Origin of the sequence: Streptomyces sp. NPDC048172 (genome assembly GCF_043202595.1) — a bacterium.
Lineage (GTDB): Bacteria > Actinomycetota > Actinomycetes > Streptomycetales > Streptomycetaceae > Streptomyces.
The window spans coordinates 310,515-333,657 of the sequence record NZ_JBIDAT010000001.1 but is presented as its reverse complement, the minus strand read 5'-3'; the positions used below and the strand labels follow the sequence as shown (position 1 = coordinate 333,657).

At 72.7% G+C, this 23,143-nt stretch carries 20 protein-coding genes and 1 riboswitch; of the genes, 11 read left to right on the top strand and 9 right to left on the bottom strand.

From position 1 onward, the window contains the following. The first annotated feature begins 167 nt into the window (after positions 1–167). Together ACGF3A_RS01595 and ACGF3A_RS01590 are read left to right on the top strand one after the other, a co-directional pair. Complete coding sequence (locus tag ACGF3A_RS01595; RefSeq protein ID WP_393724636.1) at positions 168–1,565, top strand: SWIM zinc finger domain-containing protein; 1,398 nt, start codon at positions 168–170, stop codon at positions 1,563–1,565. 59 nt (positions 1,566–1,624) lie between these two features. Further along, a complete protein-coding gene (locus ACGF3A_RS01590; protein ID WP_393724635.1) occupies positions 1,625–3,289 on the top strand; it encodes a DUF5691 domain-containing protein in 1,665 nt (554 codons plus the stop codon). Here the strand turns inward: ACGF3A_RS01590 and ACGF3A_RS01585 are convergent. Then, entirely contained in the window at positions 3,241–4,389 is a 1,149-nt protein-coding gene (locus ACGF3A_RS01585) for a methyltransferase (protein ID WP_393724633.1), read from the bottom strand. The genes ACGF3A_RS01590 and ACGF3A_RS01585 overlap by 49 nt on opposite strands. Before the next feature lie 140 nt (positions 4,390–4,529). Beyond that, positions 4,530–4,940 (bottom strand): cobalamin B12-binding domain-containing protein, encoded by a 411-nt coding sequence (locus tag ACGF3A_RS01580; protein ID WP_393724631.1) that lies wholly within the window; start codon positions 4,938–4,940, stop codon positions 4,530–4,532. A 240-nt stretch (positions 4,941–5,180) separates the two neighbouring features. Here ACGF3A_RS01580 and ACGF3A_RS01575 point away from each other — a divergent pair, with 240 nt between their 5' ends. Together ACGF3A_RS01575 and ACGF3A_RS01570 are read left to right on the top strand one after the other, a co-directional pair. Continuing rightward, the gene (locus ACGF3A_RS01575) at positions 5,181–6,026 is read left to right on the top strand and encodes a lipase family alpha/beta hydrolase (protein ID WP_393724629.1); all 846 of its coding nucleotides are present in this window, start codon (positions 5,181–5,183) and stop codon (positions 6,024–6,026) included. A 186-nt stretch (positions 6,027–6,212) separates the two neighbouring features. Next, positions 6,213–7,835 carry a M23 family metallopeptidase gene (locus ACGF3A_RS01570; protein ID WP_393724627.1) on the top strand — a complete coding sequence of 541 codons (1,623 nt, stop codon included), beginning with the start codon at positions 6,213–6,215 and terminating at the stop codon, positions 7,833–7,835. 111 nt (positions 7,836–7,946) lie between these two features. Here the strand turns inward: ACGF3A_RS01570 and pcrA are convergent, their stop codons facing one another. Next, the gene (gene pcrA / locus ACGF3A_RS01565; RefSeq protein WP_393724625.1) at positions 7,947–10,457 is read right to left on the bottom strand and encodes a DNA helicase PcrA; all 2,511 of its coding nucleotides are present in this window, start codon (positions 10,455–10,457) and stop codon (positions 7,947–7,949) included. 179 nt (positions 10,458–10,636) lie between these two features. Next, a riboswitch (cyclic di-AMP (ydaO/yuaA leader) is annotated at positions 10,637–10,808 on the top strand. Between the two features lie 7 nt (positions 10,809–10,815). Here pcrA and ACGF3A_RS01560 point away from each other — a divergent pair. Continuing rightward, positions 10,816–12,054 (top strand): NlpC/P60 family protein, encoded by a 1,239-nt coding sequence (locus ACGF3A_RS01560; RefSeq protein ID WP_393724623.1) that lies wholly within the window; start codon positions 10,816–10,818, stop codon positions 12,052–12,054. An 18-nt stretch (positions 12,055–12,072) separates the two neighbouring features. Here ACGF3A_RS01560 and ACGF3A_RS01555 read toward each other — a convergent pair whose 3' ends face one another. Then, positions 12,073–12,426 carry a hypothetical protein gene (locus ACGF3A_RS01555; RefSeq protein WP_393724621.1) on the bottom strand — a complete coding sequence of 118 codons (354 nt, stop codon included), beginning with the start codon at positions 12,424–12,426 and terminating at the stop codon, positions 12,073–12,075. A gap of 116 nt (positions 12,427–12,542) precedes the next feature. Between ACGF3A_RS01555 and ACGF3A_RS01550 the strand changes: the two genes are divergently transcribed. From ACGF3A_RS01550 to ACGF3A_RS01535, 4 genes are all read left to right on the top strand, one after another. Continuing rightward, entirely contained in the window at positions 12,543–13,469 is a 927-nt protein-coding gene (locus ACGF3A_RS01550; RefSeq protein WP_393724620.1) for a C40 family peptidase, read from the top strand. A 50-nt stretch (positions 13,470–13,519) separates the two neighbouring features. Next, positions 13,520–14,305, top strand: coding sequence for a class II aldolase/adducin family protein (locus ACGF3A_RS01545; protein WP_393724619.1), 786 nt, complete (start codon positions 13,520–13,522; stop codon positions 14,303–14,305). A 402-nt stretch (positions 14,306–14,707) separates the two neighbouring features. Then, on the top strand, positions 14,708–15,871 hold the full coding sequence (locus ACGF3A_RS01540; RefSeq protein WP_393727086.1) for a hypothetical protein: 1,164 nt from the start codon (positions 14,708–14,710) through the stop codon (positions 15,869–15,871). A gap of 133 nt (positions 15,872–16,004) precedes the next feature. Further along, positions 16,005–16,568 carry a DoxX family membrane protein gene (locus ACGF3A_RS01535; RefSeq protein WP_393724618.1) on the top strand — a complete coding sequence of 188 codons (564 nt, stop codon included), beginning with the start codon at positions 16,005–16,007 and terminating at the stop codon, positions 16,566–16,568. Here the strand turns inward: ACGF3A_RS01535 and ACGF3A_RS01530 are convergent. Together ACGF3A_RS01530 and ACGF3A_RS01525 are read right to left on the bottom strand one after the other, a co-directional pair. Next, complete coding sequence (locus ACGF3A_RS01530) at positions 16,565–16,972, bottom strand: hypothetical protein (protein ID WP_393724616.1); 408 nt, start codon at positions 16,970–16,972, stop codon at positions 16,565–16,567. The genes ACGF3A_RS01535 and ACGF3A_RS01530 overlap by 4 nt on opposite strands. Beyond that, complete coding sequence (locus ACGF3A_RS01525; RefSeq protein WP_393724614.1) at positions 16,969–18,642, bottom strand: PspC domain-containing protein; 1,674 nt, start codon at positions 18,640–18,642, stop codon at positions 16,969–16,971. The genes ACGF3A_RS01530 and ACGF3A_RS01525 overlap by 4 nt, the downstream gene beginning before the upstream one ends. A gap of 230 nt (positions 18,643–18,872) precedes the next feature. Here ACGF3A_RS01525 and ACGF3A_RS01520 point away from each other — a divergent pair, with 230 nt between their 5' ends. Then, positions 18,873–20,195 (top strand): PspC domain-containing protein, encoded by a 1,323-nt coding sequence (locus ACGF3A_RS01520; protein WP_393724612.1) that lies wholly within the window; start codon positions 18,873–18,875, stop codon positions 20,193–20,195. After that, the gene (locus ACGF3A_RS01515) at positions 20,192–20,893 is read left to right on the top strand and encodes a LuxR C-terminal-related transcriptional regulator (RefSeq protein WP_393724610.1); all 702 of its coding nucleotides are present in this window, start codon (positions 20,192–20,194) and stop codon (positions 20,891–20,893) included. The genes ACGF3A_RS01520 and ACGF3A_RS01515 overlap by 4 nt, the downstream gene beginning before the upstream one ends. A gap of 13 nt (positions 20,894–20,906) precedes the next feature. Here the strand turns inward: ACGF3A_RS01515 and ACGF3A_RS01510 are convergent, their stop codons facing one another. From ACGF3A_RS01510 to ACGF3A_RS01500, 3 genes are all read right to left on the bottom strand, one after another. Continuing rightward, positions 20,907–21,500, bottom strand: coding sequence for a Uma2 family endonuclease (locus ACGF3A_RS01510; protein ID WP_393724608.1), 594 nt, complete (start codon positions 21,498–21,500; stop codon positions 20,907–20,909). Between the two features lie 106 nt (positions 21,501–21,606). Continuing rightward, the gene (locus ACGF3A_RS01505) at positions 21,607–22,542 is read right to left on the bottom strand and encodes a TIGR03564 family F420-dependent LLM class oxidoreductase (protein WP_393727084.1); all 936 of its coding nucleotides are present in this window, start codon (positions 22,540–22,542) and stop codon (positions 21,607–21,609) included. A gap of 71 nt (positions 22,543–22,613) precedes the next feature. Continuing rightward, positions 22,614–23,096, bottom strand: a complete 483-nt coding sequence (locus ACGF3A_RS01500; RefSeq protein ID WP_393724606.1) for an Lrp/AsnC family transcriptional regulator — start codon at positions 23,094–23,096, stop codon at positions 22,614–22,616. Between the last annotated feature and the right edge of the window lie 47 nt (positions 23,097–23,143).

Genomic DNA, 23,143 nt, shown 5'->3' with positions numbered 1-23,143 from the left:
CGGACCGGCCGAGGGAACCCCCTCGTGGCCCGGCATCGGCCGATCCGTGGAATCCACCATGCACCCCGCCACTGACAATCGCCCTGACCTGCGCCGACGCCCTTGCGGGGGCATACGCAACGGCTTGCGGAGGGCCGTTGTCAGTGGCGCCTCCTACCGTTCTTGTCATGGGTGGACACGCAGTCCGCTGGACAGCGGAGCAGGTAATGGCGCTGGCGCCTGACGATGCGTCACGCCGCGCGGGGAGCAAGCTGTCAGCGCCCGGTCCCTGGTCGGAGGCGGGGACGGGCATCGGAGCGGTGTGGGGGCTGTGCAAGGGCAGCGGCAAGAAGCCGTACCAGACGATCGTCGATCTCGACGGCGGCCAGGGCCCCGGGTACAAGTGCTCGTGCCCCAGCAGGAAGTTCCCGTGCAAGCACGCGGTGGGGCTGTTGCTCCTGTGGGCGGGCGGGGACGCGACCGTGGCCGAGGAGGAGAAGGCGCCGGAGTGGGCCGACGGCTGGCTCAGCGGGCGCCGTGAGCGCACGACGCGCAGAGCGTCCCGTGCCGGGGAGGGCACGGACGGAGGGGAAGCGGACGGCGGCGGAGGCGCCCCATCCGAGCAGCAGCGGGCCGCGGCCCGGCAGCGCGCCGAGCGGCGGCACGCGCGGATCGCCGCGGGCGCCGAGGAGTTGGAGCAGCGCCTCGCCGACCTGCTGCGCGGCGGCCTCGCGGGCGCGGGCCAGGCGGGGTACGCGTCGTGGGACGAGATGGCAGCGCGCATGGTCGACGCGCAGGCGCCCGGCCTCGCCTCCCGCACCCGCGAGCTGGGCGCGATCCCGGCCTCGGGCGACGGCTGGCCGGGGCGGCTGCTCGCCGAGTGCGCACTGCTGCACCTGCTCGACCAGGGGTTCCTGCGCCTCGACGAGCTGCCGGAGCCGCTGGCGGCCACCGTGCGCGGCAGGGTGGGCCTCACCGTGGACGCGGCGGACCTGCTGGCCGACGAGAGCGCGCGGACACGGGACGAGTGGCTGGTCCTCGCCCAGCGGGACAGCGAGGAGGGCCGGCTCACGGCCCGCCGCATATGGCTGTACGGACGCGGGACGGGGCAGCACGCGCTGCTCCTCTCCTTCGGCGCGGCCGGGCGCGCGCCCGAACTGGCCCTGCCGGTGGGCGCCTCGGTCGACGCCGACGTGGCGTACTACCCGGGGGCGCGCCCGCTGCGCGCCGCGCTGGGCGAGCGGCACGGGCCGCCCGTGCCCGGCTTCGTCCCCGAGGGAGGCGCGGTGCCGGACGCCCTCGCGGCATACGCGTCGGCGCTGGCCGCCGACCCCTGGCTGGACTCGTGGCCGTACGTGCTGCGGGACGTGGTCCCGGTGCCTCCGGCGGAGGACCGCGGCGGCTGGACGCTGGCCGCCGCCGACGAGGACCTGGCCCTGCCCCTCGCCCCCGGCACGACCGACACCGCCCTGTGGAAGCTCGCCGCGATCTCCGGCGGAGCCCCCCTCACGGTCTTCGGCACCTGCGGCCACCAGGGGTTCGCGCCCCGCACGGCCTGGAGCGAGGACCGGGCGGTGCCGCTGTGACGGGGAACGTGACGGACGCGACGGCACGGAAAGGGGAGCCGAACGTGGCGGAGGGGACGATGAACACGGCCGGAAAGCCGAGCGCACCCGAGAACCCGGGTACGCCCGGTACGCCCGGTACGGCGTACGCGTGGGACGACTTGGTGAGTGCGGCCCTGCTCGGGGCCGAGCGCAGGACGTTGCCCGGGGGCGGGGTGAAGGGGCTGCTGGACGCGGCCGCGCTGCAGACCGTGCGGCGGCGGGCCGGGGTCCGGGCCGCCGTGCCGGGGCCGCGGCTGGACCCGGCGCCGCCGGACGAGCGTCCGGCGTTGCCCGAGGACGCCGAGTGGCGGCTGACGACGCTGCTGGCCAACCGTTCGCCGGCCGGGGGCTCGTCGGGCGGGCGGCGCGGGCCGGGCCCCGACCTGGGAGAGTTGCTGCCCCAGTGGCTGGCGGCGGCGAACGAGCGGGGGTACCGGGCGCCGTCAGCGGTCCTCCCGGCGCTCCTCGACGCGGCGCGGGCGCGTACCGATCTGCGGGCCGAGACGCTCACGTTCGCGGGGCCGCGCGCCCTGTGGCTGGCGCGGCTGAACCCGGACTGGAAGTTCGCGCTGCGCGACGGCGTACGGCGCAGGGCGCCGGAGGTCGAGTCCGACGAGGCCCGGCGGCTCTGGGAGGAGGGTCTCTTCGCGGAGCGCGTCGCGCTGCTGGGCGCGCTGCGGCAGCGCGACCCGGCCGCCGGGCTGGCGCTGCTGGAGTCGACGTGGAAGACGGAGCGGGCCGAGGACCGGCTGATGTTCCTGGACTCGCTGCGGCAGGGGCTCGGCCCGGACGACGAGCCGTTCCTCGACCAGGCGCTGGCCGACCGCAGCCGCACCGTACGGGCGACCGCGGCCGAGCTGCTCGCGGGGCTGCCGGACTCGGCGCTGGCCCGGCGGATGGCCGAGCGGGCGCGTACCTGCGTCAGCCTCGACCCGATGAGCGGCGCCCGCCCCCGCGTCACCGTGGAGGCGCCGCACGAGTGCGACGCCGCGATGCAGCGCGACGGCGTGATACCGAAGCCCCCGGCGGGCCGGGGCGAACGGTCGTGGTGGCTGGGCCAGTTGGCGGAGGCCGCGCCGCTGGACGTATGGCGGGAGCGGTTCGGCGGGCGTACGCCGGAGGAGATCGTGGCGCTGCCGGTCGCCGACGGCTGGCGCGAGGACCTGCACGCCGCGTGGTGCCGCGCCGCCGTCCGCCAGCGGGCCGAGGAGTGGGCCCGCGCGCTGATGGGCCCGCCGACGGCGCCGTTCGGCGAGGGCCCCGGCGACCCGGCGAAGCTGCTGTCGGTGCTGCCGGGCGAGGAGCGCGGCGCGTGGGCGGCGCGCTTCATCGCGGCGCACGGGCTGTCGGAGGCGTTCCGGATCCTGGGGGTGTGCGCGGTGCCGTGGTCGCTGCCGCTGGGCCGCGCGGTGGTCGACGCACTGGAGATCGCCCGCGACGCGGGCAGCTATCCGTGGAGCTTCAGCGGGGTGATGGGCCTGGCCGAGCGGTGCCTGGACCCGGCGGACGCCGAGCGCCTGGCACCACTGGCCGCGGTTCCCGACGAGGTGGAGGGCGGTTCACCCGGCGCGGGGGCGTACTGGGCGGAGGCGTTCCAACGGCTCGTCGCCACCCTCCGGTTGCGCGAGGCGATGCTCCGCGAGCTGGACGGCGGTCATGCCGGAGGGGAGGTCCCGGCCGGCGCCGCCTCGATCAGGGAGTAGGGGTCGGGGGCGGGGAGCGGGGTGACCGAGGTGACCTCGAAGCCCGCGCCGTGGCACAGCGCCTCGTACTCGGCGCGGGTCCGTTCCCTGCCGCCGTACGTCAGCAGCATGTTGACGTCGGTGAGGTACGGCACCGCACTGGCTTCTCCCTGAACGGTGGGCGGCAGCACCGTCTCGACGACGAGCAGCCGCCCGCCGTCCGCCATCGCCCTCCGGATGTTGCGGAGGATCACGCCGCACCGCTCGTCGTCCCAGTCGTGCAGGACGCTCTTGAGGAGGTAGAGGTCCCCGCCCGCCGGGGCCGCCGCGAAGAAGTCGCCGGGCTCCAGCGCGCAGCGCCCCGTGAGCCCGGCGTCGGCCATCCGGACCCGGGCCCGCGCGAGCCCCTCGGCCGTGTCGTACAGCACGCCGCGCGTCCCGGGGTACGCGCGCAGCACGGCGCTCAGCAGCGTGCCGTCCCCGCCGCCCACGTCGACGACGGTCGCGAACCGTCCGAAGTCGTAGTGCACCGGCACGTCTGCGGCGGCCTGCCGGGCGCTTCCGCCCATCGCCGCGTGGTACTCGGCGGCCAGCCCGGGCCGGTCACGCAGATACGTGAAGATGTCGGCGCCGTACGTCGCCGCGAAGGTGGACCCACCGGTCCTGAGCGCGTCGTCCAGATGCTCCCAGTGCCGCACCAGCCCGGGATCGGTGACCAGCCGGAACACCGCGTGCAGCGACTCCGGCAGATCGGTGCGCAGTTGAGCACCCATCTCCGTGAGCGCGAAAACGGCGTGCGCGACCTCGCCGGGCGCCGTCTCGGCGGACGCCGTCCCAGCGGGCTCTGTCCCCGCGCGCGCCGTCTCGGTCAGTGTCCCCAGTGCGGTCAGGGCGCGCAGCAGGCGGAGGGTCGCGCCGGGGTCGGTGTCCAGTTCGCGGGCCACCTCGTCCGCCGTGCGGGCGCCGTCACCGAGCAGGTCGATGACACCCGTCCGGGTGGCGGTGCCCAGCACCTCCGCGGCGAGCCGTCCGTTGGCGAGTCGCGCCAGTACGGCGCGTGCCGCGGCCCGGCCGGTCCCGTCGTGCTGTTCCTGCGTGTCGTCCCTCGTCCGTGATGCCACGTCGGATCCTCCGTACGCGTCCCGGCCCCTGGGTTACTTAGGTAAGCCTAAGTTGACCCGCCGGGCGGCGCAACGGGCGACAGCGCACGGGAGTTGCCCCGTACGGGAGTCGTACGGGAGCCGCACGGAAGACGTACGCCCTACGCGGCCACCGGGCCCACATGGGTGCGGATCCACTCGACGACCTCGTTCGTCGTCGCGCCGGGGGTGAAGATCTCCGCGACGCCCTGGTCCTTCAGCGGCGCGATGTCGCCCTCGGGGATGATCCCGCCGCCGAAGACCTTGATGTCCACGGCGTCCCGCTCGCGCAGCAGTTCCAGGACCCGCGCGAACAGGGTGTTGTGCGCACCGGAGAGGATCGAGAGGCCGATCGCGTCGGCGTCCTCCTGGATCGCGGTGTCCACGATCTGCTCCGGCGTCTGGTGCAGGCCGGTGTAGATGACCTCCATGCCCGCGTCGCGCAGCGCACGGGCGATGACCTTGGCCCCGCGATCGTGACCGTCGAGCCCCGGCTTGGCGACCACGACGCGGATCGGACCCGACACACCCATCCCTGCCTCCAACTCACACACCTCAGACGGCCCACAACGGCGAAGTGAACGCACGTTATCCCCAGGATCCCGCACCCAGCCGTTTCGCGCTCGGAAGGGAGGGGGAAATCACACCCAGGACAACACGTACGTCTCGCGCCGTATCCGCACTCTTCACCCGGAATCGGCGTGACAGGGGAGAGCCGCACGGTCCGTGAGCGCCGCCGCGCCTTCCTCTCGCGCACCTCGGGAGGTGGCCGCATGCGCGTACCGACCATTCCGTCCCTCCTGCCCCTCCCGCTGTCCCTCCCCCTCCCCCTGCGCGCCACCGCCGTCGACGCGCTGGTCCTCGCCGGGCATCTGCTGCTCTATCCCACCGGGGTGCTCGCGGAGCGCACGCCCGAAGAGCCCACCGGGACCCCGGCCTCGCACCCGCACCCGCGCCCGCATCCCCATCCCACCGACCGCCCGCCGGTGCTGCTCCTGCACGGCTTCTGCGACAACCGTTCCGCGTACGTCCTGCTGCGCCGCTCCCTGCTGCGGCACGGCTGGCGGCACGTCGTCGCGCTCAACCACTCCCCGCTCACCGGCGATGTGCGCGCCGCGGCCCGCCGGTTGGCGGGGCAGGTCGAGGAGGTGCTGGCGCGCACCGGGCACGAGCGGGTCGACCTGGTCGGGCACAGCCTGGGCGGACTGATCGCCCGCTATTACGTTCAACGCCTGGGCGGCGACGCGCGCACCCGCACCGTGATCACCCTCGGGACCCCGCACTCCGGCACGCGGGCTGCGCCCGCACTCCCGGCTCACCCGGTCGCGCGCCAGATGTGCCCCGGCTCGCCGCTGCTCGCGGAGTTGGCGGAGCCGGTCCCCGGGGGATGCCGGACGCGGTTCGTGAGTTTCTGGAGCGACTCGGACGCGATCATGATCCCGCGGGAAACCGCCCGGCTCGACCATTCCGACCTGCGTGTACGCAATATCGCCGTGCGTGGTGTCGGACATATGACGCTGCCTGTCGACTGCGTCGTTTCCGCCCGGATCCGCGCGGAGTTGGGGGCGCGGAGCGGTGCGCGCCCGGCGTCCCCGGGCGCTCCGGCGGATGTCGCCTGAGCCGTAATTCCCCTCGAACTAATTTCGAACTCCGAGCCGACTACCGGTCCGTAGTCCGCCGAAAGGCGGCCGATTGCCCTTTTCTTGAACCCCTAAAACCCCGGGAAGATTGTCGCCGTCGCATACCGCCGGGTACAGTCGCCGCACTGCTCCGCCCCTGTCGCCTAGGCGAAAGAGAAGTTGGTGGTGAACGACCGTCATCCGTCGGGAGTCCCGAGTCCCGACGACCCCGGTTCCGACTTCTCGTACACGGCGTATTCCACCGACTACGGACAGTCGAATTACGGTGCGCCCGCGTATGGCGACGGCGACCCGCTCTTCGGCGCGATGCCGGGCAGTTACGACCCGTACGACCCGCAGGCGGCCGGAGGCCAGTCCGCCGCCTACGCCGAGACGTCCGGTTACGGCTATCCCGTCGTGGACGACGGCACGGGCCAGTGGAACTTCGGCGTGCAGGAGACGACGTCCTGGGGCACCGGCACCTGGGCGGCCTCCCCCTGGGGCGCCGACCAGGCGGGTCAGCCGGGCCAGCCAGGTCAGCCGGGCCAGGCGGCCACCGGCGCGTACGGCTACGAGGGCCAGGGCGGTTACGAGACCGCGTACACGGGCTACGAGCAGCCCTACACGAACCAGGACACCTACGGCGGCGCCGGGTACGACGTCTACGCGGCGGCCACGTACAGCCAGGACGCCTCCGGGCAGTGGAACTTCAGCGCGGCGCACGAGTACGACACCGCCAGCAGCTGGGGATTCCCGGATACGGCCGCCCCCGAGGCACTGCCCGAGCAGCAGCCCGCGGGCCACGCCGCCGCCTACGAGAGCTACGAAGCGCCGTACGAGCACGACGGCTACGGGCACGGCGGCTACGAGCACGAGCGCTACGACCAGACCGACCGCTTCGGGCCCGAGGCCCTGGAGCACGACGGTTACGACGCCGATCACGGCTACGCCCACGAGTCCGGCTACGACTCCGGGTATGACTCCGGATACGAGCCCGACGACGGCGGCCCCGACACCGCCTCCTTCGCCGCCGTCCCGCAGCCCCGCGGACGCCGGCGCTCCCCGAAGCCCCGGCGCCGCGCGCTGCTCACCGTCGCCGTGCCGTCCGTCGCCGTCCTCGGCGTGGCCGGAGCGGCAGCGGCCAGCGTCCTCGGCGGAGGCGGGAGCGGGGGCGACGGCAAGAGCGGCGGCGAGGAGCCGCCCGCACAGGCCGCGGGCGACACCGGGCCGACCGAGGTCAAGCCCTCCCAGGCGAACACCAAGCTCGACACCCAGCTCCAGGGACTCTCCGCCGACGCGGACGACTTCGCGGACCGCGCGAACCGTACCCAGGAGCGCATCGACCTCAAGGAGCGCCAGAAGGCGGAGAAGGAGCGCAAGGCCAAGGAGGCCGCGCGCAAGGAGGCGATGCGCCCCAAGTACGTGATCCCGGTGAAGGACCACCAGCTCAGCGCCCGTTACGGACAGGCGGGCATGAACTGGATGTCGGTCCACACGGGCATCGACTTCCCCGTCAGCTACGGCACCCCCGTGATGGCCGCGACCGACGGAACGGTCAGCACCAAGTACGACATGTCCTACGGCAACATGGCCGTGGTGACCGCCAAGGACGGCACCGAGACCTGGTACTGCCACCTGAGCAGCAACAAGATCCGCTCGGGCGAGGTCAAGGCCGGGGACACCATCGCCTACTCCGGGAACTCCGGGAACTCCACCGGGCCGCACCTCCACTTCGAGGTCCGCCCCGGCGGCGGCTCAGCCGTGGACCCCATCCCGTGGCTCCAGGGCAAGGGCCTGGAGATCAGCTAGCGCCCCGCCCCGTCAGGGGCGCGGGGAACTGCGCGAACAACCACGACGGCGCCGCGGCCGAGAACGCACCGCCTCCCCTGCGGCGGGATGTCGGCTTTCCCCAGCGGAGCGCTAAAGCTTCTCCACAGGCGCGTACCGCAGAAGCAACCGCTTCGGCTTCTCGCCGCCGAAGTCGATCGTCGCCTCCGCCGCGTCCCCGCTGCCCTTCACCGCGACGACGCTGCCGAGCCCGAAGCTGTCGTGCGTCACCCGGTCCCCGACCGCGAGCTGGACGACCGGACGGTCGCCCGCGCGGCGCGTGGCGAAGCCCGAGGGACCACCGCGCCGCGCCGAGGCGCTCGCCGAGGAGGACAGGGAGCTGGTGACGGGGCTGATCCCGCCGCCGTACGACGAGGACGTCGCGGTGCTGCCCGTCCGCTTCCAGTCCAGGAACGTGTCGGGGATCTCCTCCAGGAAGCGGGACGGCGGGTTGTACGACGGCTGGCCCCAGGCGCTGCGCATGGTCGAGCGCAGCAGATAGAGCCGCTCGCGGGCGCGCGTGATCCCGACGTACGCCAGGCGGCGCTCCTCCTCCAGCTCCTTCACGTTCCCCAGCGCGCGCATGTGCGGGAAGACGCCGTCCTCCATGCCGGAGAGGAAGACTACGGGGAACTCCAGGCCCTTCGCCGTGTGCAGCGTCATCAGCGTGACGACGCCGGTGTCCTCGCCCTCGCCCTCGTCCGGGATCTGGTCGGAGTCGGCGACGAGGGCCACCTGCTCCAGGAAGTCGGCGAGGGTGACCTCCTCGCCCTCGTGCTCCTTCTCGAACTCCAGCGCTACGGCCGCGAGTTCCTGAAGGTTCTCGATACGGGTCTCGTCCTGGGGGTCCGTGGACGCCTGCAACTCGGCGAGATAGCCCGTCTGTTCGAGCACGGCCTCCAGCACGGTGGCCGGGCCCGCGCCGGACTCGACGACGGTGCGCAGCTCCTCCATGAGCACGTTGAACCGCTTGACCGCGTTCGCCGAACGCGCCGCCATCCCGTACGCCTCGTCCACCCGGACGAGGGCCTGCGGGAAGGTGATCTTCTCGCGCAGGGCCAGCGCCTCGATCATGGCCTCGGCGCGGTCGCCGATGCCGCGCTTGGGCACGTTGAGGATCCGGCGGAGCGGGACCGCGTCCTCCGGGTTGGCCAGGACGCGCAGGTACGCGAGGACGTCGCGGACCTCCCTGCGCTCGTAGAACCGGACGCCGCCGACGACCTTGTACGGCAGGCCGACGCGGATGAAGACCTCTTCGAAGACACGCGACTGCGCGTTCGTCCGGTAGAAGACCGCGATGTCGCCGGGCTTCGCCTCGCCCTCGTCGGTGAGGCGGTCGATCTCGTCGGCGACGAACTGCGCCTCGTCGTGCTCGGTGTCCGCGACATAGCCCGTGATGCGGGAGCCGGAACCGGCCTTCGTCCACAGGTTCTTCGGGCGGCGGTTCTCGTTGCGCTCGATGACCGCGTTGGCCGCGCTGAGGATGGTCTGCGTCGAGCGGTAGTTCTGCTCCAGCAGGATCGTCGTCGCGTCCGGGTAGTCCTCCTCGAACTGGAGGATGTTGCGGATCGTGGCGCCCCGGAACGCGTAGATCGACTGGTCCGCGTCGCCGACGACGCACAGCTCGGCCTGGCCCTCCGCCGGGCCGACCAGCTCGCGCACCAGCGTGTACTGCGCGTGGTTCGTGTCCTGGTACTCGTCGACGAGGACGTGGCGGAAGCGGCGGCGGTAGTGCTCGGCGACGTCCGGGAACGCTTGGAGCAGGTGGACCGTCGTCATGATGATGTCGTCGAAGTCCAGCGCGTTGGCCTCGCGCAGCCGCGCCTGGTACATCGTGTACGCCTCGGCGAGGGTCTTCTCGAAGCCGTCGGCGGCGCTTCCCGCGAAGTCCTCCTCGTCGATCAGCTCGTTCTTCAGGTTCGACACCTTCGCGCTGAACGCCTTGGGCGGGAAGCGCTTGGGGTCGAGGTCCAGGTCGCGGCAGACGAGGGCCATGAGGCGCTTGGAGTCCGCCGCGTCGTAGATCGAGAAGGACGAGGTGAAGCCCAGCTTCTTGCTCTCGCGGCGCAGGATGCGCACGCAGGCGCTGTGGAAGGTGGAGACCCACATCGACTGCGCGCGGGGGCCGACGAGCTCCTCCACGCGCTCCTTCATCTCGCCCGCCGCCTTGTTGGTGAACGTGATGGCGAGGATCTGGCCCGGGTGCACGCCCCGCGCGCCCAGGAGGTGGGCGATGCGGTGGGTGAGCACGCGCGTCTTGCCGGAGCCCGCGCCCGCGACGATCAGCAGGGGGCCGCCGGAGTGCACGACGGCCTCACGCTGCTGCTCGTTCATCCCCTCCAGCAGCGCGGCGGGATCCACGGCGGGGCGGGGCGCGCCGTCGCGATAGTGCCCGTCTCGGGCGGCGCCGCCGGTGAAGGTGCCCGCGAAGAGATCGTCCGGGATCTCCTCCTCGGGCCCGCCGGGCGCGCCGTCCTCGGGCGGCGGCGGGGGCGCGTCCGCCTCGGGGCCGGTGCCGTCGGTGCTGTCCGCACCGTCGGCGCTGTTGGCGCTGTCGGCGCCGTCGAGGTCCGCCAGGAAGCTGTCGTCGAAGAGGCTGCTCATCGTCGTACGAGTCTAGGCCGCCTCACTGACAGCGTTTCGTCCCCGTGAAAGATAACGAGGAGATATCGGACTAGTCGAACACCAGCCTTCACACGGGCACCACACCCCCGCTACCGTGCCGTGTCAGGCAGCCCGGATCACCAGTCGGCGAAAGCGTCGGCGCGGGCCGCCTCCGCCGAGTCCGGTCCGCGCCTCACCGTGTGCCGGAGCCGGGGACCCACCCGTACGGCCACGCAGCGCGCGGCCCGTGCGACTGGGGTGAATCGGCGCGGCCCGCCCGGCCCGCCGTAGGGCAGCCTTCCGACGCCCGAACCCGACAGCTAACCCGGTAGGCGGTCCACGGAAGGAGTCGCCGGCCTTGGCGTCGCATCGCAAGCCGCGCACCCGAGTTCTGCAGTCCACCGCGACCACGCGGGGCGCCATAGGCGTCACGACGGCCGCGATAGCCTCCGTCACCCTCCTCTCGCAGGGTGCGAACGCCGCCCCCGGCGACCCTTCGGGCGGCGGCAAACGGTCCCTCTCCGAGGTCAAGGAGCGGGTCGACACCCTGTACCGCCAGGCGGGCACCGCCACGCAGAAGTACAACGCGGCCAAGGAGAAGACCGACAAGCAGCGCAAGAAGGTCGACGGCATGCTCGACCAGGTCGCGAAGCGCACGGAGAAGCTGAACGACTCGCGCCGCCTTCTCGGCACCTACGCCGCCGCGCAGTACCGCACCGGCGGCGTCTCCCAGACGGCCACCCTGCTGCTCACCAAGGACCCGCAGGGGTTCTTCAAGCAGTCGCACATCATGGACCGGATGACCGGCCGCCAGAAGGAGGCCGTCACCGACTACCAGGAGCGCGCGAAGTCCGCGGGCAAGAAGCGCTCCGAGGCGAGCAAGCAGCTCAAGACGCTCACCGCCTCGCAGAAGTCGCTGAAGTCGAGCAAGCGTGAGATCCAGTCGAAGCTGTCCGAGGCGCGCGGCCTGCTCTCCAAGCTGACCGCACAGGAGAAGGCGCGGCTGGCGGAGATCGAGCGCCAGAAGCGCCAGGAGGCGCGTCAGAAGGCCAAGGAGCGCGCGGAGCGCGAGCGGCGCGAGGAAGCGCGCAAGGAGCGCGAACGCGAGCGCGAGGGCGGCGGCAACGGCGGCGGCCAGGAGGACGGCGGCGGCTCCGACAACGGCTCAGGCTCGGGTTCGGGATCCGGCTCCGGGTCGGGATCCGGTTCGGGCTCGGGATCGGGCTCCGGTACGGGCAGCTCGTACGCGCAGAAGGCCGAGAAGGTCCTCGCCTTCGCCAAGCAGCAGCTCGGCAAGCCGTACGTCTGGGGCGCCACGGGCCCGAACTCGTACGACTGCTCCGGCTTCACCCAGGACGCCTGGAAGGCGGGCGGCGTCTCGCTGCCGCGCACCACGTTCGACCAGGTGAAGGTGGGGACGAAGGTCGCCAAGTCCGCGATGAAGCCGGGCGACCTGATCTTCTTCTACGACGACATCAGCCACGTGGGCATCTACGTCGGCGACGGCCAGATGATCCACGCCCCCAAGCCGGGCGCGAACATCCGCTACGAGTCGATCGACTACATGCCGTTCCACTCGGCGGTCCGCCCGGCGTAGGGGCTCAGGTCCCGGACCTCAGGTCCACAGAACGGCGATGAAGATGTTGGCCACCGTCAGGAGGCCGACGGCTCCGAAGAGGGGCGGGGAGATCTTCTCCTCGTCCCTCTTCACGTAGACAAGGCCGAGGATCACGACGAGCAGCGCGAGCTTGATCCCGATCTTGACGTTGTTCACCTCGGCGTCGTCCGCCTGGTTGAGGCCGACCAGGGCGACGCCCGTGACCAGCATGGTGAGCGCGCCGTGCAGCATGCCCTTGCCGAAGCTGGCCGTGCCCTCACCCATCGCCTTCATCTGTGAGAAGAACCCGCCGAGCAGCGCGGCGATGCCGATGATGTGAAGGCCGACGAACACATTGATCAGTACGTCCATGCGCGCGAGCGTATCCGGGCACCGCGCGGGCCCTCGTCGGCAGGGTACGGGCGAAAGCGGGCAGTCCCTGTCAACCCGTTACGGCGGCGAGGAGACGGCGCCTAGCGTCCTGCTCCATGGCTTCGCACCGCAAGTCCCGCAGGTCCAAACCGAACCCCCTCTCCCTGGCCACCACTCCGACGGCGCGCGCGGCGCTCACCCTCGCGCTCGCCGGAGCCGCGAGCCTCGCCTCGCTCCAGGGCTCCGCCCACGCACAGCCCCGCACCCCCTCCCCCGGCGAGCAGATCAAGAGCACGGTCGACCGCATCCGGTCCGAGGCCGCCGCCACCGCGTCCTCGTCCCACCTCCCCAACGGCAGTAACGCGGACGGAGCGCGACAGACACGGGACACGGCACCCGCGCAGTCCGCGGATCCCACGGAGCCCGCGCAGCCCGCGCAGCCCGCAGCGTCCCCGCAATCGCCGAAGCCCGCGGAGCCCGCGGAGCCCCCGCAGACGGTGAAGCAGGCGCAGCCGCCGAAACAGGTGCGGCCCGCGCAGCCCGCCAAGTCCCCGAAGCACGCGAAACACTCGAAGCCGTCGAAACCCTCGAAGCCTGCGGCGTCGACGAAGCCCTCGAAACCCGCAAAGCAAACAAAACCTGCAAAACCCACAAAGACCAAAAAACAGGCGAAGCCCGCCAAGACCTCCGTCTCCGGACGTGCCGCCCGCGCCGTCGCGTTCGCGCGGCAGGCGCTCGGCAAGCCGTACGTCTGGGGCGCGACGGGCCCCTCCGGGTTCGACTGCTCGGGCCTGACGCTGGCCGCGTGGAAGGCCGCGGGCGTCACGCTCCCCCGTACCACCTACACCCAGATCAACGCGGGCAAGCGCGTCGCCCGCTCCGCGCTCCGCCCCGGCGATCTGGTCTTCTTCTACAGCTCCCGCAGCCACGTCGGTCTCTACATCGGCGGTGGCCGGATGATCCATGCTCCGCGTCCCGGCGCCTCGGTGCGCGTCGCGCCCATCGACCAGATGCCGTTCGCGGGTGCCACTCGCCCTGGCTAGTTCCCGCCCCCGGAGGTAGCTTCCGCCCCTACGGAACGGAGGCCCGCCCCATGCCCGAGCCCGGACCCATACCCACCGAGCGGCTCCACTTCGCGACGCCGCCCCGGCACGGCTCCCCCGCCGAGGAGCGGCGGCATCGCAAGGAACGCCTCGCCGCCGCGCTCCGCTTGTTCGCGCGGAGAGGGTTCGAGGAGGGCGTCGCGGGCCATGTCACGGCGCGGGACCCGGAGTTCACGGAGTGCTGCTGGGTCAATCCGTTCGGGATGCCGTTCGGCCATGTCTCCGCGAGCGATCTCCTGCTCGTCAACGGGGAGGGCCAGGTCGTCGAGGGCCGCCACCACGTCAACCAGGCGGCCTTCGCCGTTCACTCGCAAGTGCACCGGGCCCGTCCGGACGTCGTCGCCGTGGCGCACTGCCACTCGACGTACGGCCGGGCCCTCGCGGCGCTCGGCGAGCCGCTCGAACCGATCACCCAGGAGGCGTGCGCGTTCTACGAGGACCACACCGTGCTCGACACCTACACGGGCGTGACGGTGAACGAGGAAGAGGGACACCGCATCGCCGCGACGCTCGGCCCGCACAAGGCCGTCGTCCTGCGCAATCACGGACTGCTGACGGTCGGCGACTCGGTGGACGCGGCCGCGTGGTGGTTCCTCCAGATGGAGCGGTCGTGCGAGATCCAGCTGACCGCCAGGGCGGCGGGGAAGCCCGTGCTCATCGGCCACGCGAGCGCCATCGCCACCCGCGAGCAGCTCGGCGCCGATCTCGTCGCGTGGATCAACTATCAACCTCTCTACACGACTATCACCCGCGACGAACCGGACCTGCTGAGCTGACCCCGACCCGTGTAGGGCACAATCCCCTTCCATTGCACGGAAGTTGAGAGGCGGGGTTGCGCAGTGGCCGTGGACACGGCACGGGACGGCTCGACAGGGGCGGGCGGTGAGGCGGACGGCACGGAGAGCACGGACGGCGCGCAGGGCGGAACGGCGCAGGGCGGAACGGCGCGCGGCGGGGTGGCGCACACCGGGAAGAAGCTCCTCGCGCGCGCGGGCGGCGGACAGTCGCGCCGGGCGCGCGGCGGGGCGTACGGCGACGCGTCGAGCTCCTCCTCCAGCAGCTCCGGGTCGGACTCCCGTTCCGGCTCCGGCTCCGGCTCCGGCCACCACTCCCCGTGCACCTGCGAGGACTGCCCCGGCAACGCGCGCGAGGGACACCGCCGCGCCCAGGCCGACTTCCTGCGGCGGCGCGACGAACTCGCCGCGGGTGAGGGCATCCCCGCCGGGCTCACCCACTCCCCCGGCGCCTCCCGCCAGTGGGTCTCGGACGAACTGACCGAGGCCGCGCGCGCCGTGGCCGACCGGGGCCGCGAGGAGGGCTCCGCGTGGCTGGCCCGGCTGTGGCGGCACACCCTGGTCGTCGTCTGGGCCGCCGTGGGCGCGCTGCTGCTGGGCCAGTTGCTCACCGCGCTGGCCGCCGACGGCTGGACCCTCGCGCGCACCGCGACCCTCTGTGCGGCCCTGGCCTCGGCCGCGCTGCTCTCCCTCACCGCCTGGCTGCACCGGGCGCGCGGCGGCGTGCTCGCGCCCGTCATCGGCGAGGACAACCGGCTCTCCACCTCGCGCGCCGTGGCCACCGCCTGGGTACTGCTGGTCGTGTACGACGTGCTCGTGCTGGCCGTCGAACTCGCGGGAGTGGGCGGCGCGGACGAGCGCCGCGCGCTCCTGGAGGGGCTCGACCTGGCGCACGGCGCGGGCGTGCTCACCGTCCTCGCGCTGACGTGCGCCGTCGCCGTGGTGGTGCGCCGCGCGGTGACCGTACGGGTGCAGGGGCGCCGTCTCCAGAAGGTGCGCGCCGACCGTCCGCGCGCCTCCGACCTGCTCACGGACGACGCCGGGCGCGGCACGTTCGCGGACGTGCAGTACGTCCTCGTGAGCGCGGTCGCCGTCGTCTTCGCCGCCGTACGGCTGGCCCGCGAACCCGAACAGTTGCCCGATCTGCCCTGGGGCCTGGCGCTGCTGGTGATCGTCTCGGCCGCGACGTACCTCGCCGGGAAGTACGCGGAGGGCGGGCGCCCCGTCGTCCTCTCCGTCGTACGGGCGCGGGAGATCGGCGATCTGCACGCGCCGATCCGTACGGGCGACGACATCGAGATCCGCGGCGCCGGGTTCGTCCCGACGGGCGCGGGCGCGCCGGACCGGCTGGCGCGGATGGTGGTGCGCATCGGGACCGTCCATGTGCACGTCCCGCTGATCCCGGTCGCGGGCGGCTTCACCAGCCCCGCCGACGCGAGCCTGACGGTGCCGGTGCCCGTGGAGGTCGAGCCGGGCCGGGTCGAGGTGCAGGTCGTCACGGCGGCGGGCGTGGAGACGAACCGCTACCCGATCGACGTCGTGGACTGACCGACATCGGGTGACAGACCGCTGAACCGCACGACGCGCTCCCCCGTACATGGCGGCAGGGGAGGCGTTCCGGCCGTGTACGAGGAAGAATCGCCTCCGCACAGACCGAACGCACTTGCGGAAGGCGGGACGCATGCCTCTGTCAGGACGTATGGACGGCGAGGGCGGCCCGAAGGCCGTCAGCAGCTTCGACGGCCCCGTCGCGGGCGCACCGGTGGGACTGCGCGCCTTGGCCTCGCGCTACGCGCTGCTCCCGCTCCGCCTCTTCCTCGGGATCACCTTCGTCTACGCGGGCATCGACAAGCTCACGGACTCTCAGTTCCTCACCGGCTCGGGCCCCGAGTCGCTGAAGGGCACGCTGGAGGCCGTCCATGACCAGGCGGCGCTGACCTGGATGATCGACCTCGCCCAGAAGAGTCCCCAGGGGTTCGGCACAGCCATCGCGGTCGGCGAACTCACCGTGGGACTCGGCACGCTGCTCGGCCTGTGGGGCCGGATCGCGGCGGTGGGCGGCGCGGTCATCTCGTTCAGCCTCTGGATGACGATGAGTTGGGCGAGCGAGCCGTACTACTACGGGAACGATCTGCCGTACTTGATGGCATGGCTGCCGCTGATCATGGCGGGCACGCCGATGCTCTCCCTGGACGCGGCGCTGGCCCAGCGGAGGCGACGCAGGGGTCAGCAAATCTTCGGCTAACTACCGCTCCCGGCACCGTTCCGCCCGCTGCCGGACGCGTCCGGGGGCGTACGGTCCTCGGGCGCGCTGCCCTCTCTGCCCTCTCTGCCCTGGGGCGCGCTGTCCCGGGGCGCGCTGTCCCGGGCGAAACCGGCGGGGTGCTCGTAGCCGCGGCGCAGGTCGTCGACCGGGAGGTCGCCGAGCGGCGGGGGCGCGGTCTCGCGCTTGCGGTCCAGGAAGCGGCGGGCCAGGAACGTCATCAGCGCGGTGAACCCCGCCATCAGCAGCGCCAGCGGCATCAGGACGAGCAGCACCCAGAAGGGGACCTCCCACTCGCCCGAGGCGTCCATCAGATACGCCGCGGCCGCGAACAGCAGCACGAGGCCGAGCAGCAGCCGCGCGGGCTCGAAACGGTGCCTGATCACCGGACCGTACCTCCCTGGTCCACCGGGACCGCCTCGTCCGAGCGCTCGCCGGACGGCATCTCGCGGACGACCTTCACCTCACCCAGCCCGACGCTGAGGTCCAGTTCCACGACACCCCTGACCTTCCCGGCCTCGCCGTTCATCCCCTTCTTCTGTCCCTTCCCTTTCTCCTTCTCCTTCCCCTTCTCCTTCCCGGTGTCCTCGAAGGGGTACAGGACCTGCTCGCGGTGCTGGTCGATGCCCTCGGAGGAGTCGGTGATCACCGTGCCGTCCCGGTCCGTGCCCGTGGGGACCTCGATGCCGCCCATGCTGACCTGGGCGTCGACCTCGACCCGCGCCGCCGCGGGCACGACGACCGTCAGTTCGCCCGCGCCGACCCGCGCCTCGGCCCGTACCGTCTCGTCCTTGCCGAGCCCGATCTCGCGGAGGTCCAGTTCGCCGGAGCCCGAGCCGAGCGCGTACCGCGGCTTGATCTCCTGCGCGGAGGCCGGGACCCAGCGGGCGTCGCGGACGTCGCTGCTGACGTCCTTGGGCAGCGCGGCGGCGCCCGTCAGCAGCCCCGCCGTGATCACCACCAGGGCGATCGTGCCCGCGCCCACGCGCCCCACGAAGGCGCTGACCGCGAGGCCGAGCCCGAAGACCCCGAGCGCGCAGCTCAGGCCGGTCGCGAGGCTGGTGCCCACCGGGTTGGCGTCCCAGGTGGCCGCCGTGGCGATGCCCGCCGCGATGGCCGCGAGCAGGAAGACCAGGCCGCCGATCGACGCGCCGCCCTGCACCGCGCTCGCCCTGACGCCGGGCCGCGCGCCGTGCGCGCCCGCGTACGGAGGCATGCCCTTGCCCAGCGGCCCCGACCCCGGCCCCGATCCAGGCCCTGATCCCGGTCCCGACCCCGGACCGGACCCCGGTCCCGACCGCTTTCCGGCTCCCGGCCGCGCGGCACCCGGCCACCAGCCCCGTCCCGCCCCGTTCGCCGCCCTGTCCCGTGGCCGCGCGAACTCGACCGCGTCCTCGGGCCCCCAGATGTACGCGGGTCCGGCGCCGCCGTCCTTCCGCGCGCCCGCCTCCTTGGTGAGCGGCTCGCGCCACCAGGGGGAGGTGCCGGGGACCGGGGGCGCCTGGGTCTCGGGGGGCGCGTCCGCGACGGCGTGCGCCGTGGCCGGGTCGACGCCCGCGCCCTCGGCGCCCGCCGCCTCGGCCTGCCGCCGGTGCCGCGACCAGTACGCGGCGCCCGCCACCGCGCCGACCAGCAGCAGGGAGAAGGGGACGCTGCGGCTGCCCAGGGAGGCGAGGAAGAGGCCGCAGCCGACGAGCGCGACGAGGATCGCGGAGAGCGAGCCGCTGTCCACGCGGCCGGAGAGCAGCCGCCGTCCCTCGTTCTCCTTGTGGCCCTCGGCGGGGATGAACAGCCACGCGAAGCCGTAGAAGACGAGCCCGAGGCCGCCGACGACCGAGAGGACGACGAGCGGCACCCGGAAGATGACCGGGTCCAGGTCGAAGTACCGCCCGAGGCCGCCGCACACGCCGCCCGCCACCTTGTGCCGACGGCTGCGGCTGAGCCGGGGCTTGGCGGCGGGGGCGGCCCCGGCCGCCTGTGCGGAGTCCGCGGCCGCCTCCGTGGCCGTCCCGGCGCTCCCCGCGCCCCCGGCGGTCTCCTGTCGTTCCTCGGTCATACGCCTATGGTGGCGCCCGGCGCACGCGCGGGCATCGGGGCCCTACCCGGATCGTTCCCTGAGATCCCCGCGCCCTCGCGCCCCCACGGCAGTACGGCCGCACGTACGGCCGCACGTACGGCCGTACGTACGGTCCGGGAGGCGGGTGGCGCGGACTCGGGGTCGCGTCAGGGACCGCTTCAGGGCTCAACCCTGATGTCCGTACGACCCGGGCATGTGACGATCGGGACATGACCGCCGCCGCCCCTCCCTCTCCGCACGCGCATGCGGGCACCGAGCCGCCCGCCGAGGACCAGCCGCTCCGGAAGTTGTACCGGAGCGCCGAGGGGCGCATGCTCGGCGGCGTCGCGCGCGGGCTCGCGGGGCACCTGGGGCTGCCGGTCTCCTGGGTACGGATCGTCTTCCTCGCGCTGAGCCTGGCGAACGGGCTGGGGGTGCTGCTCTACGCGGCGTTCTGGTTCGTCGTCCCGCTGGGCACCGGCGGGGTGGGCGCGACGCACGGGAAGTTCCCGTTCTCCACAGGGGTGGACACGGGGCCCGACGGGAAGCGCCGCCGGTTCATCCGCAAGCCGGAGAAGGGGCAGCTCCTCGCCGTCGTCGCGCTCATCGCGACCTGCGTGATCATCGCGGACAACCTGCAGTTCGGCACCGCGAACACCTACCTCTGGCCCGTGCTGCTCGTCGGCGTCGGCGTCGCGCTCGTCTGGCGGCAGGCCGACAACGCGCGCCGCGCGCACTGGGCCGAGGTCTCGCGCCGCCGCAGGCTGCTCCCGATCGCGCGCAGCGCGGCCGGTGTCGCGCTGGTCGCGGCGGGCGTCACCGGCATCGTCGTGGTGCAGGGCTCGGTCAGCCACCTGGGCTCGGTCCTGCAGGCCGCGCTGGCCGTGCTGGTCGGCATCGCGCTGATGGCGGGCCCGTATCTCGTACGGATGATGCAGGACCTGTCCGAGGAACGGACGATGCGCATCCGCGCCCAGGAGCGTGCCGAGGTCGCGGCGCACGTCCACGACTCCGTGCTGCACACGCTGACCCTGATCCAGCGCAACGCCGACCAGCCGCGCGAGGTCGCGCGCCTCGCCCGCGCCCAGGAACGCGAGCTGCGCGCCTGGCTCTACAAGCCGGACGGCAAGGACGCCGGGGAGGAAGAGGACGAGCCCAAGACCCTCGCCGAGGCGGTACGCGCGGCGGCGGCCGAGGTCGAGGACTACCACGGCGTCCCCGTCGAGGTCGTCCTCGTCGGCGACTGCCCGCTCGACGAGAAGCTCAGCGCCCAGATCCAGTCGGCGCGTGAGGCGATGGTCAACGCGGCCAAGTACGGTGGCGAGGGCGGCGCCGTCCAGGTGTTCGCGGAGGTGGAGGGCCGCACGGTCTTCATCTCGGTCCGCGACCGGGGCCCGGGCTTCGACCCGGACGCCGTTCCGGAGGACAGGATGGGCGTACGCGAGTCCATCATCGGCCGGATGCAGCGCAACGGGGGCACGGCCCGGCTGCGCACGGCGCCCGGCGAGGGGACGGAAGTGGAGCTGGAGATGGAGAGGGCGGCGGAGTCGTGACCGAGGCAACGAACGAGCAGGCCGACGCGGGCGAGCAGCGCCAGGTCCGGGTGGTCCTGGTCGATGACCACCGGATGTTCCGCGCGGGCGTCCAGGCCGAGATCGGGCGCACGGCCGAGACCGGCGTCGAGGTCGTCGGCGAGGCGGGCGACGTGGACCAGGCGATGACGGTCATCGAGGCCACCCGCCCCGAGGTCGTCCTCCTCGACGTCCACCTCCCGGGCGGCGGCGGCGTGGAGGTGCTGCGCCGCAGCGCCCCGATGATGGCCGACACCGACCGCCCCGTCCGCTTCCTGGCCCTCTCGGTCTCGGACGCCGCCGAGGACGTCATCGGCGTCATCCGCGGCGGCGCGCGCGGCTACGTCACCAAGACGATCACGGGCACCGACCTGGTCGGCGCGATCTTCCGCGTCTCGGACGGCGACGCCGTCTTCTCCCCCCGCCTCGCGGGCTTCGTCCTGGACGCCTTCGCCTCCACCGACGCCCCGCCGGTCGACGAGGACCTCGACCGCCTCACCCAGCGCGAACGCGAGGTCCTCCGCCTCATCGCCCGCGGCTACGCGTACAAGGAAGTCGCCAAGCAGCTCTTCATCTCCGTCAAGACGGTCGAGTCCCACGTCTCCGCGGTCCTCCGCAAGCTCCAGCTCTCCAACCGCCACGAACTGACCCGCTGGGCAACGGCCCGCCGCCTGGTCTGACCCCCGCCGGCCCTCAGAGCCGCTCGACGGCCGTCAGATCGATGTCGACGGCGAACGGCTGGTCGGCGGTGAGCTGCTTGATGTGCGTACCGGTCGAGTCGTAGGTCTTGCTGATGGGGTTGAGCAGGTACGTGCGGACGACGGGGGCGTCCTGCTCGCCCGCCATCTCCACCAGCCAGAAGTGCGGGATCCCCGCCTTCGCGTACTTGTGCGGCTTGGTGTCACGGTCCCGGGCCTCGGAGTCCGGCGAGACGACCTCGACGGCGAGGACGAGGTCGGACGCCTGATACCGCGTCTGCCGAGGGCCGGTCACGGCGTCCGCCCGAACGACGGAGATGTCGGGCTCCGGACCGTTCCTCCGGTCCAGGACAACGGTCATTTCACGCTTCACGCGCAGATCTTCGGGGAGCGTGCTGCGCAGCCCGGCGACCAAGAGGTCGATGACATCGGCATGAAAATTCCTCTGCGGGCTCACGAGGATGAGGCTCCCGTCGATCAGCTCTGTGTGCGGCGGGAGGTCGGGCAGTTCGAAAAGGTCGTCCACGGTGTAACCGTCCTCGGGCGGCACCGGCCATGAGGAAGTGTGGCGCAGGGGCTCGGCAGTCATGGTTCCTCCCATGGACGGGATCCTGGACCGTACGGCCAGCGTAACGGGCGGGAACCGCACTGGTTCGCTCGTTCGAGGGGCGCTTCGAGGGGCGCTTCACGGGGCCCTACGCGCCTGCCGCCAGTTCGCCCGCGAGGCGCCAGGTGCGGAGGCGGGCTTCGTCTCCGGTCAGGTCGGTCTGGGTGAAGACGATCTCGGTGGCGCCCGCCTCGGCGTAGCGGCGGGCCTCGGCGGCGACCTTCTCCTCGTCGCCGACGACGACCAGTTCGGCGGCCTTGCTCGCGCCCTCCAGGGCGATCACGCGCTGGTAGGAGGGGATGCGGTCGTAGAACGCGGTCTGTGTGGCGGCGGCTTCGCGGGCGGCCTCCACTCCGGCGCCGGATGTGACGACGGCGGGTACGAGCGCGACGACGCGCGGGGCCGGGTGGCCCGCGCGCTCGGCCGCGGCGGTGAGCGTCGGCACGATGTGCTCGCCGAGGGTCCTGGGGCCCGCGAGGAACGGCAGGGCGCCGTCGGCCAGTTCGCCCGTGGCGCGCAGCGCCTGGGGGCCCATCGCGGCGACGAGCACGGGGACGGTGGGGTCGGCGCCGGGCACGGACACGGGCAGCGGGGGCGCGGCGGTCAGCAGTTCGCCGTGGAAGTCGGCGGTGCCGGTCTCCAGCAGGGTGCGCAGGGCCGTCAGGAATTCCCGCAGCACCGCGATCGGCCGCTCGTACGGCACCCCGAAGGCACCCTCGACGAGGTCCTTCGCCCCGAGCCCCAAGCCCAGGTGGTAGCGGCCGTGGGTGGCGGCCTGGCTGGTCTGCGCCTGCCCGGCGACGAGCAGCGGATGGCGCGCGAAGACCGGCACGGCCGAGGTCCCGACGTGCAGTCCGGGCACCTCCCTGCCGACCAGGCCGGCGAGCGCGACGGAGTCATGGCTGAACAGCTGCCCCAGCCACGCGGAACGCACCCCGGCCTCCACCGCCTGCCGCGCCTGCGCGACGACGTCGTCCACGAGATTCCCGGAAGCGGGCGGGTTCAGGACCACGCCCCATGTCACCTTGGTCATGCCGCGATCAACCCGGCCCCGCGGATCCCTATTTCACGCCCGCGCCGGTTTTCATACGCCGTTCACACGCCGTCGGAATCGCCTCCGGAAACGGCCTCGGTGACCGCGCGGCCGGGGAGCGGGCTGGAGTAGACGACGCTGGTCGTCACGGCGCCGAGCCCCGCGATACGTCCGGTGACCGTCTCCAGATGGCGCATCGAACGGGCGAGGACCTTCAGCGTGAAGCAGTCGTCCCCCGTCACATGGTGGGCCTCGACGATCTCCGGGGTGGAGGCGAGGAGATCGTGGAACGGCTTGTAGTTCCCCGTCGGATAGCGCAGCCGTACGAACGCGAGGATGCCGAGGCCCAGCTTCTCCCCGCTCACGACCGCCGTGTAGCCGGAGATCACCCCGCTCTCCTCCAGGCGCCGGACCCGCTCGGTGACGGCGCTCGCGGACATCGACACGGCACGTGCCAGTTCGGCGTAGCTTGCACGTCCGTCGCGCTGGAGCGCTGCGAGGATACGGATGTCGGTCTCGTCGACGTCGCGGGATTCATCGGCCATCCCCGAGAAATACCGTGGATTCCCCGGCGGAACAAGTTCAGTGCCGT

What these genes read in the sequence shown, in the direction of transcription:
- ACGF3A_RS01595 (WP_393724636.1), top strand. Translation starts at nt 168, where the DNA reads ATGGGTGGACACGCAGTCCGCTGGACAGCGGAGCAGGTAATGGCGCTG.
- ACGF3A_RS01590 (WP_393724635.1), top strand. Translation starts at nt 1,625, where the DNA reads ATGAACACGGCCGGAAAGCCGAGCGCACCCGAGAACCCGGGTACGCCC.
- ACGF3A_RS01580 (WP_393724631.1), bottom strand. Translation starts at nt 4,940, where the DNA reads ATGGGTGTGTCGGGTCCGATCCGCGTCGTGGTCGCCAAGCCGGGGCTC.
- ACGF3A_RS01575 (WP_393724629.1), top strand. Translation starts at nt 5,181, where the DNA reads ATGCGCGTACCGACCATTCCGTCCCTCCTGCCCCTCCCGCTGTCCCTC.
- pcrA (WP_393724625.1), bottom strand. Translation starts at nt 10,457, where the DNA reads ATGAGCAGCCTCTTCGACGACAGCTTCCTGGCGGACCTCGACGGCGCC.
- ACGF3A_RS01555 (WP_393724621.1), bottom strand. Translation starts at nt 12,426, where the DNA reads ATGGACGTACTGATCAATGTGTTCGTCGGCCTTCACATCATCGGCATC.
- ACGF3A_RS01550 (WP_393724620.1), top strand. Translation starts at nt 12,543, where the DNA reads ATGGCTTCGCACCGCAAGTCCCGCAGGTCCAAACCGAACCCCCTCTCC.
- ACGF3A_RS01545 (WP_393724619.1), top strand. Translation starts at nt 13,520, where the DNA reads ATGCCCGAGCCCGGACCCATACCCACCGAGCGGCTCCACTTCGCGACG.
- ACGF3A_RS01535 (WP_393724618.1), top strand. Translation starts at nt 16,005, where the DNA reads ATGCCTCTGTCAGGACGTATGGACGGCGAGGGCGGCCCGAAGGCCGTC.
- ACGF3A_RS01525 (WP_393724614.1), bottom strand. Translation starts at nt 18,642, where the DNA reads ATGACCGAGGAACGACAGGAGACCGCCGGGGGCGCGGGGAGCGCCGGG.
- ACGF3A_RS01520 (WP_393724612.1), top strand. Translation starts at nt 18,873, where the DNA reads ATGACCGCCGCCGCCCCTCCCTCTCCGCACGCGCATGCGGGCACCGAG.
- ACGF3A_RS01510 (WP_393724608.1), bottom strand. Translation starts at nt 21,500, where the DNA reads ATGACTGCCGAGCCCCTGCGCCACACTTCCTCATGGCCGGTGCCGCCC.
- ACGF3A_RS01500 (WP_393724606.1), bottom strand. Translation starts at nt 23,096, where the DNA reads ATGGCCGATGAATCCCGCGACGTCGACGAGACCGACATCCGTATCCTC.